The sequence below is a fragment of the Cohnella sp. OV330 genome (genome assembly GCF_900112065.1).
Taxonomy (GTDB): Bacteria; Bacillota; Bacilli; order Paenibacillales; family Paenibacillaceae; genus Cohnella.
In genome coordinates, this window is the sequence record NZ_FOKE01000024.1 from 1 (window position 1) to 16,259 (window position 16,259).

The 16,259-nt window shown below is 48.2% G+C and carries 11 protein-coding genes and 1 pseudogene; 4 read left to right on the forward strand and 8 right to left on the reverse strand.

Features of this window, described 5'->3' with window-relative positions:
* Positions 1 to 408: 408 nt before the first annotated feature.
* From BM235_RS31325 to BM235_RS31345, 5 genes are all read right to left on the reverse strand, one after another.
* Positions 409 to 786: a VOC family protein gene (locus BM235_RS31325; protein ID WP_090118199.1), complete on the reverse strand. Its 378-nt coding sequence runs from the start codon at positions 784 to 786 to the stop codon at positions 409 to 411.
* Positions 776 to 2,185, reverse strand: a complete 1,410-nt coding sequence (locus BM235_RS31330) for an MFS transporter (RefSeq protein WP_090118200.1) — start codon at positions 2,183 to 2,185, stop codon at positions 776 to 778. The genes BM235_RS31325 and BM235_RS31330 overlap by 11 nt, the downstream gene beginning before the upstream one ends.
* A 78-nt stretch (positions 2,186 to 2,263) precedes the next feature.
* Positions 2,264 to 3,079, reverse strand: a complete 816-nt coding sequence (locus tag BM235_RS31335; protein WP_158544152.1) for an AraC family transcriptional regulator — start codon at positions 3,077 to 3,079, stop codon at positions 2,264 to 2,266.
* Positions 3,080 to 3,209: 130 nt separating this feature from the next.
* On the reverse strand, positions 3,210 to 3,599 hold the full coding sequence (locus tag BM235_RS31340) for a hypothetical protein (RefSeq protein ID WP_090118202.1): 390 nt from the start codon (positions 3,597 to 3,599) through the stop codon (positions 3,210 to 3,212).
* Positions 3,600 to 3,751: 152 nt separating this feature from the next.
* Positions 3,752 to 4,291 carry a TetR/AcrR family transcriptional regulator gene (locus tag BM235_RS31345; protein ID WP_090118203.1) on the reverse strand — a complete coding sequence of 180 codons (540 nt, stop codon included), beginning with the start codon at positions 4,289 to 4,291 and terminating at the stop codon, positions 3,752 to 3,754.
* 794 nt (positions 4,292 to 5,085) lie between these two features.
* Between BM235_RS31345 and BM235_RS31350 the strand changes: the two genes are divergently transcribed.
* Positions 5,086 to 6,252, forward strand: a complete 1,167-nt coding sequence (locus BM235_RS31350; RefSeq protein WP_090118208.1) for an MFS transporter — start codon at positions 5,086 to 5,088, stop codon at positions 6,250 to 6,252.
* Between the two features lie 592 nt (positions 6,253 to 6,844).
* On the opposite strand, the gene BM235_RS31355 is transcribed toward BM235_RS31350, so the two are convergent.
* Together BM235_RS31355 and BM235_RS31360 are read right to left on the reverse strand one after the other, a co-directional pair.
* Positions 6,845 to 7,636, reverse strand: coding sequence for a hypothetical protein (locus BM235_RS31355; RefSeq protein WP_255374691.1), 792 nt, complete (start codon positions 7,634 to 7,636; stop codon positions 6,845 to 6,847).
* Positions 7,637 to 8,014: 378 nt separating this feature from the next.
* Positions 8,015 to 8,407: a winged helix-turn-helix transcriptional regulator gene (locus tag BM235_RS31360; protein WP_090118204.1), complete on the reverse strand. Its 393-nt coding sequence runs from the start codon at positions 8,405 to 8,407 to the stop codon at positions 8,015 to 8,017.
* Positions 8,408 to 8,550: 143 nt separating this feature from the next.
* Here BM235_RS31360 and BM235_RS31365 point away from each other — a divergent pair, with 143 nt between their 5' ends.
* On the forward strand, positions 8,551 to 9,348 hold the full coding sequence (locus tag BM235_RS31365; protein ID WP_090118205.1) for an NAD(P)H-dependent oxidoreductase: 798 nt from the start codon (positions 8,551 to 8,553) through the stop codon (positions 9,346 to 9,348).
* Positions 9,349 to 9,685: 337 nt separating this feature from the next.
* On the opposite strand, the gene BM235_RS32270 is transcribed toward BM235_RS31365, so the two are convergent.
* Positions 9,686 to 13,990, reverse strand: a complete 4,305-nt coding sequence (locus BM235_RS32270) for a fibronectin type III domain-containing protein (protein ID WP_090118206.1) — start codon at positions 13,988 to 13,990, stop codon at positions 9,686 to 9,688.
* Positions 13,991 to 14,442: 452 nt separating this feature from the next.
* Here BM235_RS32270 and BM235_RS31375 point away from each other — a divergent pair, with 452 nt between their 5' ends.
* Positions 14,443 to 15,684: an NAD(P)/FAD-dependent oxidoreductase gene (locus BM235_RS31375; RefSeq protein ID WP_090118207.1), complete on the forward strand. Its 1,242-nt coding sequence runs from the start codon at positions 14,443 to 14,445 to the stop codon at positions 15,682 to 15,684.
* Between the two features lie 362 nt (positions 15,685 to 16,046).
* Positions 16,047 to 16,259: pseudogene (locus tag BM235_RS31380) on the forward strand (IS110 family transposase); the annotation flags it as partial.

Below are 16,259 nucleotides of genomic sequence, written 5' to 3' on the forward strand. Positions count from 1 at the left end.
ATCTCAAGATTGCACGGAGTACCGGATTGCATTACGCAAAAGGGCACAGACCCGTACCGTTAGGATAACCGGCCTCCACCCACCGGATAGGCGTAACGAAGGAATGAAAGGGCATCGACCCGTCGAGAAATGGGAGTGAAAGCCTCCGGAGGTCATGTGGAGCAGCGTGCAGCAGAGCAGTAAAAAGAGGAGCGAAACCTCGCCCCTTCTGTTCCCGCATACGCTTCGGTTGCCGAATTTGACGGTACAAAGCCCCTTCTATCCGGATAGCGATTTATCCATGGGAGAGATCCTGCGAATAAGCGAGCATTCGTGAGAAAACTACATTTTACCGAGGGAGCGGAATGACCAGTACAAAGGCAATTTCCTTCATTTGAAGAAAGCCGGCTACTTTCCTATGAACCACTGCTAAGCAAAGAGACTGATTAAATTGCCATCGGGGTCCTGCACAATCGCATAGCGCTGCCCCCAGACAGCATCCCATGGCTCGCGGTGTCCGCTGTATCCATGCTCCGTTATTCTATCAAACAACTTGTCTACCGTCTCGCGGTTGTCGCACAGAAATGCCAACTCAATACGATGACCTGCGGGCTCATCCCAACCGCCATAAATGTCTTTAATGGTTTCTTGTGTGTCAAAGGCCAGTCGGAAACCGCTTTGCGCAACCTCAACGTGTATGTCGTCGTTGGCACGCTCCGGTATTTCCAATCCAAGTATGCGATAGAAGTCTAAAGCCTTTTTCATGTCTTTTACAACAATGCCGATCATATCGAATTTAATTCCCATGACTCTCAGCTCCTAAATTTGAGGTTTGGCTTGCACGCCGTGAAAATAAGAAGTACATAAAAGAAATGCACAATATAACCAGAATCATTAAAAGCGTTAAATTAACGTACACCAACGACTGTTTCTCCATTACGAACGGATGTAGCGGAAATGCTAGAAAGGAAACATCCAGCAGTTTAGCCGCCATAGCTGTGCCCAGCGCTTGTGCAATAAACATGCCTAAACTAAACAATCCCATGCCGATTCCGATCTGATTCCCGCGGAGCGTGGAGGATACGCTTTCGGTTATTGACGTTTGCGAAAAAGCATACCCCATGTTCATGACTACCAAGGCCGCCGCTATCCACCACACCCATTGATCAATGCTTATCCAAATTAGCGCAAATCCAAGAGCGATCAAACCCAACCCGGTGAACGTAACATAACCGGCCCCTTTTTTCACAACGATATCTCCCGCTATTTTTCCGCACAACGCCGCACAGATTGCGCCGGGAAACATGACCGCTCCTATCGTCTCGGCATTTAAAGCATATAACTGAGACAGCATCAGCGGCAGCAAAAACATCATCGTCATAATCGCGCTAAACATAAGAAATCCGATTATAACGCCGATTCTGTACAAGGGGTTCTTAAAGAGCGTAGTCTGGAGAAACGGATACGCATGTGCCCGAATATGAATTGCAAACCAAATGCCCGCTGCGAGACTACATACAAGATACGCCGGATTCAATTGCGTCAAAAACAACATGAAACCTGTGACCGTCAAACTTACAAGAACAGCGCCAAGTAAATCGAATTTCCCTTTTTTCCTCTCCTCGACAGGAAGAATTTTGAGGAAAAATGGGATGGCTGCAAGCGTAAATATCGGAATTAAAAATAAGTATGCCCAATGTACATGGCTGGTAATGTATCCGCCGAGTACCGGTCCTACCGCAACGCCGAAAGAAAACGCCGATGTAACCAAACCGAACATTTTCTTGCGTCCTGTAGCCGTAAAATAACGGGTAATGATTGTGTTGTTTATTGCCGGGATGGCTGAAGCCCCCAATCCCTGAATGGCACGAAAGAGAATAACCATGATGTAATTATCATGAAAAATAAAACCGAGAACGGAACTCGCGGCATAAATGGCGATCCCAATCACCATAAGATGCTTCGGGCTGAACAAATCGCTAAGCTTCCCAAACACAATAGATCCGATTCCAAAGAAAAGGATAAAGATGGTGACTACCCAACTGACTTGTGAGGGTAGTAAATGAAACTGCTCTGAAATACTCGGTGTAGACACGTTGAATACCGTTTCATTCAGAACGGAGAAAAAGATGACATAGAGGAGCCAGGGCACAATCCGTCTTATGTCAGCTTCACTCGGTTGAGATGTAGTCGTAGATACCGACATTGAATGCCCCCTTTGCACTAGATTCAATGAATACTATAATCTTTTCTTTGCTGTGAAAATAGTAAAAAACGGACTTCTTTAGTCCGTTTTCGACAGTTGTTTAGGCAGCATGCCGTAATAACGCTTGAAGTTTTTAATGAAATGCGATTGATCATAGTAGCCGTATTTCATCGCAATGTCCGTAAAGCTTGAATAGGTGCCGCAATAAAGCTCCTGCAGCATGCTTTGAAATCGAACGATTCCTAGCATTTCTTTCGGGCTCAAACCCAGTTCACGATCAAAGGTTCTTCTTAGATGCCGTTCGCTGAAACTAAGCTTTTCCGCCAGATCCAATGGTGAAATACTCCCCTTGTAGGCGTAAATATATTGCATGCTTGAGTGTAATAAAGAATTGGATGGAGTGTCGTCGAAAGACAATAAATGGTTCAATTTACGTTCAACGATTTCAATAATTTTGGAGGTTGCATCAACAGATAAGACCTCTTCAACCATGAACAGCCCTTCACCCCCCCATATATCCTCTAGAAAAACATGTTGTCCGATAAATGCAGAGACAGGAAATTTTAATATGGACTGCGCTGATTCCGAAAAAAAGCGGATGCCGAACAAAGACTGGGTTTGGGAAAGACTCAAGACTTCAAATTGGGTCATCAACCCTTCGACAAAAGCGGCCTTCCAGCAGGAGGTTGATCGGCGGTCAACGATAATATCTACGCAACCATCCGGGATGATCCGATGCAATTGATTCCCAACGTCTGCATGAAAGTCCATCGTCCAATAACAAGCGACATGCGATACTAGGTTTTCGCAGGGAGCATATTCCCGGTAGTTGTAACCAGGGCGCTGCAGTTCCTGCTGCAATTTAGGTGATTGTATAGTACGATAATCGCTCATCATTTACCCCGTGACACCTTTCTGTTATTAGCACTTGATGTTACCCAGTACATTATCATAAGTATTGTCTCAGCCAGACCCCTTGGCCGGCTGCCGCGCTGATTTTATTGAGCAATTGTTTCCAGTTAGCTTATTCATTGGTTACTTTTGCATTTTTCGCAATACGCCCAAGGTGATCCCAAAATTTCTCGCTATAAGAGAATAGTGTTATATTCTCATTCCCCTTATAAACATAAATCGTTGTCCTGTCCCATCTTTTAGTTCTTGTAATTAATGAAATCTCTTCGGATCTCCATTTCTTTATCTTTTTAAAAAAGTAATGATAAATCAAATAATCATTGTTCAGTTCAACGTACGATAATTTGCCTAGCCCAAGAAGTATAAATGCGATGCCACCGATAATCGTTGTGATGCCTGAAATAACACCAACTACAGTATGGGCCAATATAGGTAATACAGCTAAGCCAATCAATAACAACCCAAATAGCACCCAACTTTTTCTTGAGGTATAGATTTCCATAGCTTACTCCTTAAATGTCTTATGAGTTCCATCTAATAATGAATTAAAAATCACGTCTTTCTCAATCCTGGCCTTTAGCTGAATAGCCTGCCAGGTATCGCCGGCAGGATAATTGTTAGAGTAACGTTCTCAGATAGATCATTTGATTGAAACTATGACAAGTTCATATCTAATATAAACTCCGCTTGTTTATTCATAACGCTTGGGGGATATGGCATCCCTTTCTTAAACCACCATTCCACGAGTCCTACGTATGCTGATGCAAAAAAATTCAGCATAATGTCCTCATTTAATCCGTTCCTTCTCCCTTCGACCAACTCCCATCCATTGCGGAGATCTTCAATAACAAATTCAAGGAATCTACTGCGGAAGTACGGAGCTCCTTTACCCGACAGAAAAGCCGAAAAGAAGCTATAGTTTATTTCAAAATACTCAAACCAGGTTATTTGGGTTTCATCAGAGGATTCTGGATAACAAATTATTCGGAGTTCTTTGATGTGTCCTTCAATGAGATTATTCAATAAGTCGTATTTATCGTTGTAATGTAGATAGATCGTTTTTCGGTTAATATTTGCTCTGTCTGAAATTTCTTGCATCGTAATATCATCAAAATCTTTTTCACTCATCAATTCAACAACAGCTTTTTTAATCGCTTCTTGTGACTTTAATATACGTCGATCCACTTTAGACATACGTAATCCCTCACTTTTTCAGAAATAAACCCCAAAATCTTTATTTTTGTTGCTTATTACTCAAAAGTTGCTCATCTGGTTATTGCAGCAATTGTGTCTTTTATACAATAATACACATGTGATGATTAATCCATACAAGGGAAATAAAAAGCAGGAATCAAAACACAAAAGGTTGGCCAGCGAGCTCACCGAGCCTGAGGGAAGCTGGCGAGTGGTTCGCGCGATCTCGTCATGCTCTCACGCCCGATCAGCAGTTTCGTCGCCGCCCTCCTCGGCTAGATGGCATCTTCGGAATCGCTGCGGAAACTGAACTTATTTTCGCCGTCAAACTGCGCACGATTATCCCGCATCTCGAATCTCGCCACCCCGTCCCTTACCTGTATCTTCTTGAATCGGTGTTCTCCTTTGTGGCTCATCATCACTCGACGGTACCGCAGCTGGACACCTCGCTACAAAATTCACCTTGTTCTCGCTGTTATGGACATCACTGACCTACCTGTTGAGTCCCTCATCCTATTCGGCGCGCACATATACAGAACTTTCAAATGCTGTAGCTTATGCGATCAGCGCAGATCAAATTTAAGGATCAATGCTTTCGAACTATATGATTAAACAACTCAGTCTGTAACGGAGAAAGTGAAAAGATGCTTTAAATTTAGGTATTGGTCAAAAGATTATAAGTAGATATTCCCGCATGAGAATATTGAGATTTTTTATTAATTAAATTCTATAACTCAGTTTTTTACTAATGTATTTTAAAAATAAAATTGGAGTGGAATAGGAGCAATACAATGATAACAAATGCATGGAAAATTTATATGCTCGCCGTCGTCAGCTTCCTTGTCGGTACGTCGGAGCTTATTATCGCGGGGATTCTGGATAAAGTAGCGGCATCTATTGGGGTTCCCGTATCTGTAGCTGGGCAGCTGATTACTGTTTTTTCATTGGCGTACGCTTTTGGGACGCCTGTTCTGATGGCTATAACGTCAAGAATGGATCGGAGAAAACTACTCATTTATTCTCTTGTCTTATTTGTCATTGGCAATGCCATGACGGCTGTTTTGCCAGGATTTTTCTTTCTATTCATCTCGAGGATCGTTCTGGCGCTTAGTACCGGTGTATTTATTGTTACCGCATTGATGGTGGCATCCAAACTCGCTCCGCCCGGTAAACAGGGCAGCGGTATCGCTACTGTAGTGATGGGCTTTTCGACCGCGCTGGTTGTCGGCGTTCCACTAGGTAGAATGGCCGCTTCTTTCTACGATTGGAAGATGGTCTTTGCAGGCCTCGGGGTACTTGGGCTGCTGGCCATTGCCGCGGTGTCCTTCATAATTCCAAAGTCGGAAGGGGAAGAGCCGGTGCCGATCGGCAAGCAGCTGGCCTTGTTGAAGGAGCCTAGAATCGCCGTGGCGTTGCTTATTACGTTCTTCTGGATTGCCGGATATTCGATTGTTTATACGTACATTTCGCCGTTCCTGCTCTCTGTTACGGGAATGAGCGAGCAAATCGTAAGTATCGGGCTGTTCGCTTTCGGCATTGCCAGTCTTTTAGGATCCAAGTTCGGGGGTTACAGCTCGGATAAATGGGGTGTACCCCGCACGCTCATCGGCAGTTTGCTGGTTCATGCGGTGGCTCTGATCCTTATCTCACTCGCGGCCATGTCGCCAATCGTCATGTTCCCACTGCTTATGCTGTGGTCCTTCTCCGCCTGGACGTCGGGCCCGACTACGCAGTACAATTTGGTCCAGCAGGCACCGGAAGCATCAGGTATTATGCTAAGCTTGAACAACTCTGTGGTGCAGCTAGCCATGGCTGTCGGTGCAGGCCTCGGTGGAGTTGTCGTGGAGCAAGTGTCACTCACGTCCATCAGTTGGATCGGGGCTGCTATTGTGTTCGTCGGAGTTGCAACGACAGCTGCATCCTTCCGATTATCGCGTTCAGAAGCCCTCCACAGGGGGTAAATCTGCTTAAAAAACCTCTGGAACTATCCTGCCCATAGGGTGGGATTTTTTTTGATGAGAAAAAACTATTAAACTAACCTGCCATTTAGCTTAACGAGGCTGCCGTACAAATTACTGTGCCACTTCAGACATGTAACCCGTTAAACTCGCAGTCGGTGAAGTTTGAGTCTGCGCCTCATTTTATTTGGGTTTGAGCTTAGACCTGTGACCTACAATAAACCGATTATCGGGACATCAAGATATACGGTATACTGAATATAGGTATGTCAATTAATATCCTTCCTTGTTTGTGGAGTCTTTTGGAAAAGACAAGAAGTTGTATTGTTAAAATAAAAAACCGCGATACTCGCGGTTCAATTTCGATATATGTTGTTGTCCTCTTACACCATTCTTTTTACTGTTTAGAAATGCTAAGTTTGTTTGCACGTTTCTTTTCTTTGACACGTTTCTTTGCGATTCTGTACCGATTATATTCTTCAGTTATTACATAACAAGAAGCAGCCGTCTTATTGGCTGCTTTTATCCATTTTTGTGTAGCGACATAAATTAGAGGCTTACGTTAGTTGTCAGCCTCCCATTATAGGGATGTTTCTTATGCTTGTATAAATGCTTCTAACGGCTCCAGAATAGAGAACGTCTTGTTTGCATCCTTCTTCCTTTGCTCATCGTAGAGTTTGGTCAACTCTACGAATGATTTAGCTTTAATCTTCGTATAACTCGATTTGGTGTATCTGTTTATATACGTCTGTTGCCCTTCCTCTTCAACCCACTCGTAAACGAGGTCATATTTGTCCCTCAGACTCTTCAAATGAAGTGCCCGGCTTAACACGGCATAGTGTTCTTTAATGGCTTCATCACATTCCTCCACAATCTTCTCGTATGCGCAGCCAACTCTCATCAGAATCTCCGATGCTCGCTCATCGCCGTATCTCGCGAGAAATTCCTTCAACGAAACCAGCGCATATAGCGTTATTTGTTCCTTGTCAATTGGATTCTTGTATTCATAACAGCCTACAACCAAATTGCGGTCGGTCATTTCCTCCTTACTGAATTGCATCTTGAACAAAGACTCGAGTGATTTCTGCTTCATAACGGTTTCCAACATCTGTTCTTGATCAATCTTGATGCCCGTTGTCACCCACGGAAACGGTAGTTGGCCGTTACTTTCACGCGATATACTACCCCTAACATTCAATATCGGCATGCCCGTAGCAATAGCGTACGACCTGTTATACCCTTCGCCCGCGAATATTTCCTGTTCTTCTCGCATGTGTTCTACCCCTCCTTTTAGTACCAAGTTCCATTCGGCGCTTAGTGCCACCAGTTGTCCACGAAGTGAATCTCCGCGCACTTCTCCGCCCGATTCCAGCGAATCGTGATGCAAATGACCCTCTTCATTTTCCGGTAATTACTTGGTCAACCTATAGATATCGTATTATGAGCTATGACCTACGCTTACGGGCTTTGCCACCATTTTCATGAACCCGCAAAGATATTTCTGGGATAAATTGTATCATATGAGAACCATAAGTCCATCTAATGTTTCTCTATCCCGTCCGTTAGCGTGGAGAAGGTAGCCGATTGTTATCATGGCGGCTGCCTTCGTGACCTTATTGAACTATCGTACCCGACGTAATGATTTATCTGTTGCGGAATCCAAATCTCCCCAGTGACCCTTGTAAACGGCACGGTTTAAACTCCCATTTTTGCGGATCAAAGTTGGAATGTAATCTACTGGTCCTCATACATTCTCCGATTTCTTTTATTGGTCATCTTTCTCGCCTTTCTCCGGCAATGCCGTTTGCATCCGTATATCGTCCACTCTATTCTTGTAGGTTAATCCCCACTTCTTCATATCAAGGATAATCGGCACCAAAGTCACCCCAAATTCAGTAAGAGAGTATTCCACTTTAGGGGGCACCTGTTTATAAACTTCACGGTGAATAATGCCATCCCGTTCAAGCTCCCGGAGCTGCAGTGTAAGCATAAATTGCGTCAATCCCGGATAGAGCCTCCGGAATTCATTGAATCTCTTCGGGCCATCGATAAGATGAAACAGAATAATCGCTTTCCATTTGCCCCCGATGACATCCAAAGTTGTTTCAACAGGACACACTTCCACTTTGGCCTTAATCAAGTTTTTTCGAGCTGCCATAGTTATACCTCTCCATTAGTTTGATTTTTAATACTATATTATAAAATTATGCGTACTTCTCAAAATTAAATATACATTTTAATATATCACTCATACGGCACTACATATAGCGTCGTAAACCAATACAAAGGGAGAGTGGCGTCATGTCAAAGAAGATTTTGATCGTTTATGCGCACCCCGAGCCCAATTCGTTAACTAGCCAGTTCGTTGAGACGGCTGTGCAAACCCTTCAGGAGCAAGGGCACGAAGTCATGTTGTCCGATCTATATGGCATGGACTGGAAGGCGGTGTTCGATGGGCGCGACTTCCCGGATCGAGCCAATCCAGAACGACTATCCTTTATAAAAGAGTCAGAGCACGCCTATTCGACTGGCCGTCAAACGGCAGACGTCGCATTGGAGCAGCAGAAGCTTCTTGAAGCGGACGCGGTGATCTTGCAATTTCCTCTCTGGTGGTTTAGCATGCCGGCTATTCTCAAGGGTTGGGTAGAACGGGTTTTCGCTTTTGGTTTCGCATATGGCTTTAAAGGCGAAGGGAATCGCTATCGCTACGGCGATGGCATTCTTAAGGGGAAGCGGGCTATGCTTTCCGTGGCTGCCGGAGGGCCCGAGAAGGATTATTCGCCGCGAGGAATTAATGGACCGATTGAGCAATTGCTGTTCCCCATTACTCACGGCATCCTCTTCTACCCCGGAATGGATGTGTTGCCTACCCATGCCGTCTTCGGAACTGATCGCATGACGACAGCTGACATAGAAGCAGCGATGGCAACCTGGCGCTTGCGTCTCGAGCGCCTATTCGATGAGGAGCCCATTCCGTTCCGACATCAGAACGGCGGGGATTATCCTGACAGGCATGTGCTTGCAAGCGACATCGCAATCGGACGGACCGGCTTGACGGCTCACATTGCCGCAGGCGCGATGCATAGGACTGGAGCCTGATGGGGAGAGAGTTTTGGAATTCGAAATGCGAAGCGTTTAGTCATTTATATGAATGACGTCTTATGAATAAACAGCTGCCGCGTGATTGCGGGCAGCTGTTTTGTTGTTGGACTAATGTTCCCGTTAACTTAATCGACCAATTTCAAAATGTTTTATATCCGCAACATGGGCATTTATGAATTTTATTCTAATTCCTCCCCCCAATCCCTCCTTGGTGAAGTTTTTATTCCCTTACATTTTGGAAGAAGCCGTTCGCTACCGTTTCGCACAAAAGCGTAGAAAAGCCGCCTATATTAGCCTGAACAGGGCAGAATATAGGCGGCATTGTCGATATTCGTCAGTTCGAAGTAATGGAGAAATCGTCCTGGTACAAGGCTGCGTTCAGGTTATAGACGTACGTTACGATCCTAATGTTAACCGTTCCGGCAGGCGCCGTATAAGTTCCGTGAACGTTGGTCCAACCGCTCGTGAGCGTACCATTGTAATCGGCGACTGTCTGGTCGCTGATCAGACCGCTCGAGCCGTTCAGGAATTCGGCTTTGACGACGATGTCCGTCCCCGTATTCCTCGTAATGTTCAGATAACCGTCGAACGTATAGCTGGCTCCCGCCGTCCCCGCCACGCTCTGGGAAACGTTCAGCCAAGCCCCCGTCGTATTATCTATCTTCAGCGAGGAGGCAGCCGTGCGCTTCACCGCCGTGTCGCGGATGCAGTAATTTTGCGAACAGGTCCAAGACGCGGGAACTCCGGAGCCGTTATCGGTCTCGAAACCCGGATTAAGCAGCAGATTCGCAGATGAGGTCGTTACGGCGAGCGCGCTGCTTGCCGCGGAGACATTACTGGCCGCATCTTTCGCTTTGACCGTGTAGGAATACGCGGTATTCGCCGTTAATCCCGTATCCGTATAGCTCGTCGTCGTCCCGTTCGTCGAACCCGCTAGCGTCGATCCGCGGTAGACGTCGTAACCCGTCACGGCTACGTTATCCGTCGAAGCGCTCCAGGTCAAGGAGACGGTCGTAGCCGTCTTCGATGGCGAGGCCAAGCTCGAAGGAGCGGTCGGGGCTTGCGTATCTCCTCCTCCGGAACCCGAAGAAATCGAGAAGTCGTCCATCTGCAATGCCGCGTTCAGATTAACGACACTTACCCTGATGGTCACGTTGACCGTGCCTGCGGGAGCCGTGTACGTTCCTTGCGCGCGCGCCCAACCGCTCGTCGTCGTACCGTTATAGCCGGCGATAGCCTGATCCGAGATGACGGTGCCGGAGCTGTCCAGGAATTGGGCTTTGACGGTGATATTCGTTCCGGTATTCCTCGTGATGTTCAAGTACCCGTCGAACGAATAGCTCTGCCCCGCCGTTCCTGCCACGGTCTGATAAATGTCGAACCAAGCCCCCGTCGTATTGTCTACCTTCAATGAAGAAGTTCCCGAGCGCTTTAAGACCGTATCGCGGCTGCAGTAGTTTTGGCCGCACGTCCATGAAGTCGGCACGCCGGATCCGTTATCCGTCTCGAAGCCCGGATTGGCCAGTAGATTGGCGCCGCCCGCCGCATTCGTCGTGACGCTCAGCGCGCTGCTGGCCGAAGACGTGTTATTGGCCGCGTCTTTGGCCTTGACCGTGAACGAATAAGCCGTGCTCGCCGTAAGACCCGTGTTCGTGAAAGTCGTTGTCGAGGCGTTCGTCGTCCCCGCCAACGTCGTTCCGCGATACACTTCATATCCGGTCACTCCGACGTTGTCCGTGGATGCCGTCCAAGATAACGTCACGGATGTATCCGACTTCGAGGTCAACGACAAACCTGTCGGCGCCGTCGGAGCTTGAGTATCGGAGCCGGATGACTTGACGAGGGAGAAGTCGTCTGCGTTCAGCGTCACGTCCAACGTCGCGTAATGAATATACGCCCTTACGTACGCCGTTCCGGCAGGCGCGGTCGCCGTCCCGTGCGCGTTGACCCAACCGGACGTCGTCCCGGTCAAGGACAGCAGTTGCTGTTCGCCGATTTGGATGTTATCGCTATTCAAGAATTTCAAGTAAACGGATACCGTCGTCCCCGCGTTCCGGCTAATGTTAACATAGCCGTCGAGCGTATAAGCCTGCCCCGCAATCGCCGGTACGTTCTGAAACGTTCCGAACCAAGCCAAGGAGCTGCCGTCCACCTTCAAGGAGGAGCTGCCGCTTCTCTTCACGGCAGTATCCGTGTAGCAGTACCAAACTTGCTCGCACGTCCAATTCGCCGGTCTTCCGTTGCCGTCGGAAGTTTCGAAGCCCGGATTAAGCAGGAAATTGCTCGTCGCCGAGAACGTCGTAACGCTGAGGGAGCCGCTTGACGACGACACGTTATTCTTCGAGTCCTTGGCCTTGACGGAATACGAATAGGCGGTACTAGCCGTTAATCCGCTATCGGTATATGACGTAGTCGCGCCGTCCACGGTACCGATCAACGTCGCGCCTCTATAGATGTCGTAACCCGTGACGGCTACGTTGTCGGTCGAAGCGGTCCAGGATAGAGCAACGCCCGTATCGCTCTTGCCCGTCGAGACTAGATTAGTCGGAGCCGTAGGCGCGACCGTATCGAGCGGGTTGGTCGATACGTTAAACGATGCGCTGGCTGAAGACGTATTTCCTGCTGCGTCCTTGGCTTTAACGGTATACGAATAGGCGGTATTCGCGCTCAATCCGCTATCGGTATAGCCCGTTCTGCCTTCGGTAGAGCCGATGAGCGTCCCTCCGCGATATACTTCGTAGCGGGTAACGCCGATATTGTCGTTCGCGGGTTTCCAGCGCAGCTTGATCGAAGTATCGCTCTTCTCCGGAGCGGATACTCGCGACGGTGCCGTCGGCGCTTGCGAGTCGGAAGCCGCGCTGCCTTGACGGACGACCTTGACCGCGATATCCCGGGTGAAGGAAGGAATGCCGCTTAAGACCAAGTTGCCGCCCGATGCTGTAGCCGTTACGGTCCCGGCCTCGGCTCCCGTAACGGTGTTGTAATACTTGACGGAATAAGTGCCGCTGTTCATGGAAGGAATCGTGAATGACATCCCGCTGATCGTCGATGGCGAGGAGATATTGTAGGTGGCGGTTGAATCGTTAATCCACAATAGAGCCCTATCCCCGTTCTTGAACGCGCCTACTTTCGTCGAATTGCTCTGCAAGCCGTAATCGACGAAAGGCATAGAAGGCAAATAGTACTCCTCCGGTTTGATGAACCCGGCAAACGTGTTGTAGATTTCTTTATACAAGTCGCGAACGTTGAATTCGTTGCCTAGGGGATCGCCGTCGGCTACCCACAACAGATTCCCGCCCGTTGCTCCCGCTCGGAACAGCGGCGACCATAAGGCATCATGGATTGCGCGCTGCGTGGCCGGAGCAAAGGGAACCGAGTTGGCCGGAGGGCCGTACTCCCCGAAGAACGAAGGCCGATTGCCGAAGTCCGCGAGAGCGTGTTTCAGATTGGCCTCCCAATTGTCGACCACCTCGATCGAGTCGTCATACCGGTGAAGGTTCACGACGTCCAGCGTCGTCAGCGGCTCCCAACTCGTCTGGTTCGAACCGAGCGCGTCCATCCAGGCGAAGCTGGACGTCGTCGGATGATGGTAGAAGTCCCAACTCTTCCAATACGTATCGACGTTTTGATGCCAAGCCGGCTTGTTCACGTAGTCGTTGACGCGGTTATCCATTTCGTTCCAGTATTCCAGCATGCCCAGAGACGTGCTGTAGCCCCAGCGGGCGAATACGTACCGAAGCAACTTTTTCTGATACGCGATCGCCGTCGGGTTCGTCCAGAAGTCGGTATTATTCTCCGACCAATAGGAAGGTCCGCCGTTAGCCGTGTTATAGGCGTTATATTCCCAATCGTAATAGAAATCGCCGAAGCTGTTCAACGTCAGCATGATGAAGATATTGTTGGCTTCCGCGGTTTGCATCAGCGTATCCATGCGCGCCATGTTCTCCAATTGGTATCTTCCGATGCCGTCGTAGCTCATCGTGATTCCCGCTTGCGTCGTCGTTACCGGACCGTACTCCGGTGCATAGTTGGCCCACCAGCAGCTTAACCAGACCCGCATGATGTTCATCTGCGATTCCTCGTAGACCGGCATGGCATCCAAGATCTCTTGCGTCGCGCCCCAAGCGAAGTTACTGCCGAGCAGCGTGATTTGTTTGTTGAAGCTGTCCACCATCCGATTCCCGCTCACGCCCATGAAGCCGCGACGATCCGCAGCCGCATTGCCCGCCGTGAACGTATAGGTAGCCGATTGGCCAGTACCGTTGGAATCCGTAACCTTGATGTACACGCTATGGGAACCGGATGACCTCGGAGCGTATCGAACGGCCCACTTAGGCGAAGAGTTGGACCTGTAGAACGCGGGAACGACTTCCGTCTGTCCGCCGGGCGTTGTGAAATAGGCCTTCACGTCCGCTTCATCTGGATTAAACGGGTTATTGTAAGTCGTGCTTAAGTCGAAGTTCAATTCGTATTTCGAGTACTTGGCCGGAGTAGTCGTATTCGCCGAAACGTTGGAGAAGGCGGTGACCGCGGCGGAAACGACCTTGGATTCGAACGCCAACATGGACAATATTCCCGCGATAGCCAGAATACAACCCATTCCGATCGTCAGCAGGTTTCTTCTGAAAATACTCGTCATTATTAATTCCTCCCATGTTCGTTCATTGGAGATACGCGCTTCTCTCGCTGGTTAGCGGGAAATCGTTACTGCTTAAGGTGCGGCGAGGTTTCACCTCCTTGAACGGGGTCGGACTCGGTTTCAGTATGAGGGTGGATCCTTGGGGGAAACAACCTGGCAAACCTCTTTTTTTAGCCGTACAAAATAGACTGCCGGGACGAAATTCCTCGTCCGGCAGTCTAAGATACATCTATTTAAGCATTTATTTTCGAGTACGATTACGTCGTTCGCTTCTAGTTCTGCGCTTCACTGTCGTAATAAGCCCGTGTGTTCTCCGATAGTTGAACGAAGTGGGGGGACTATTCGACATTGATAATTATTTCACGGACCTACTTCTATTTCGACAAAAAAATTGATAGTGTGGTGGTAAGCGATTACAACCTAATACTCACATCGTACAATGGGGGAGCATTATGGCAAAGTTGGCAATTATCGGCGGTGGAATTATTGGCCTTGCTTGCGCATATTATTGGCGCAAACAAAATCATGAAGTCGTCCTTATCGATAAAGGCAATCCGGGCGAAGGTCCTTCCAGATGCAATATGGGGTGGGTTTCCCCGACATTATCGGGACCGTTGCCCGGGCCTGGAATGATAAGAACGTCCATGAAGTGGCTGTTCAAGAAAGACAGCCCCTTATACATTAAACCGAGGGCAGTCCCTTTTTTGGCGCCCTGGTTAATTCAGTTTATGCGTTATTGCAACGAACAAAAGTATCAATTGGCTTGCGATGCCGGTTTCGATATAAGCAAGGATATGTTTCAGTTGTTTGACGAGCTTGTGGACGACGGCGTCGAATTCGAAATGCACCGGAAAGGACTCCTCGTCCTAGGCTCGGACGAATCGGATTTGCAGCATAAGTTCGATGACTTGAAACAAGTCGAACGCATCGGCTTGCCGCGTCCGGAGTTCGTTACCGGGGCCGAATTGCTAAAGATGGAGCCTCATCTGAATGCGAACTTGGCCGGAGCGTTATTCCTGCCTAAAGAGCGGCATGTTCGTCCCGAGAGTATGGTGGACGGACTGATCGATTGGCTGCAAGTCAATGGAGTCGAAATGAAAACCAACGACGCGGTAACGGATATCGTCCATAACCATGCTCGAGTGGAGAGGGTAAGATGCAATTCCGGCTGGGTAGAAGCCGATATGTTTTTATTCGCGGCAGGTGCGTGGTCTTCCCCACTTATGAAAAAGTTAAATTATTCTCTTCCGATCATTGCGGGGAAAGGGTACAGTATCACGTATCAGTCGCCTAATGTGGAATTCAATCATCCGATTTACTTTGCCAAGGACAAAACGGCTATAACTCCATTCGACGGTGCTCTGCGTATAGGCGGTACAATGGAATTATCTGGCATTAACGATGAGTTGATGCTGGACCGCGTGAACGGCATCAAAAGCTCGGTCGCAAAATTACTGTCTAAAGAGATTGTTGGATCGGGGGAAATGATCTTGTCCGGGATGAGACCGATGACGCCGGACAGCTTGCCTGTTCTAGGGGGATTGCCGAACTTCAATAATGTATTCGTAGCCGCAGGACATGGCGGGAACGGGTTATTGATGTCGCTTTCGACGGGTCGTATTCTATCTGATTTAATGAGCGGCAGGGATCCGGGTCTCGATGTTACGCCATTCTCTCCGCTGCGGTTTAAATAATAGGTAAAACGAACCGTAATCTGATTGACCACATTCGCATATTATCAACTTGGCTTGCTAAATCGAGCCTACTTTCATTGATAACTTCAACAAATAACGGTGTGTTCAATGTGGTCAAAACCTCTTCAGGTCATCTTCCAGATACTTTTTCACTCTACGGTATTGTGCAAAACTGCCCAGTTAACGCAATGAAGCTGCCCGATCGTGCCGGCAGCTTCATTGGTTTTTGATAGAACAAACGTCTTCCGTTAGGATTCCTGTAGAGCGTTAATTTTGCGCTTTGCATAAAAACGAGCGCCCCCGGTAAGATGGGTTAGTCACGGGTCATAGCCCTTTAGCCATCTTAAGGAGGTCGCTCTATCTTGAAGTTTAAAGCCCAAGCCAAACAAAATCAACTGCTCGAACGCATTTCAACCCAGCATCTGGTCGTCGGTATCGACATCGCCCAGCAATCTCACGTTGCTCGCGCCGTCAACTTCCGAGGGATTCTGCTCGGCACTCCCCTTCACTTCTCCAACGACGACGCCGGCTTCAGCCTACTGCTGCAATGGATGAAAAATCTGCAGGAGACGCAC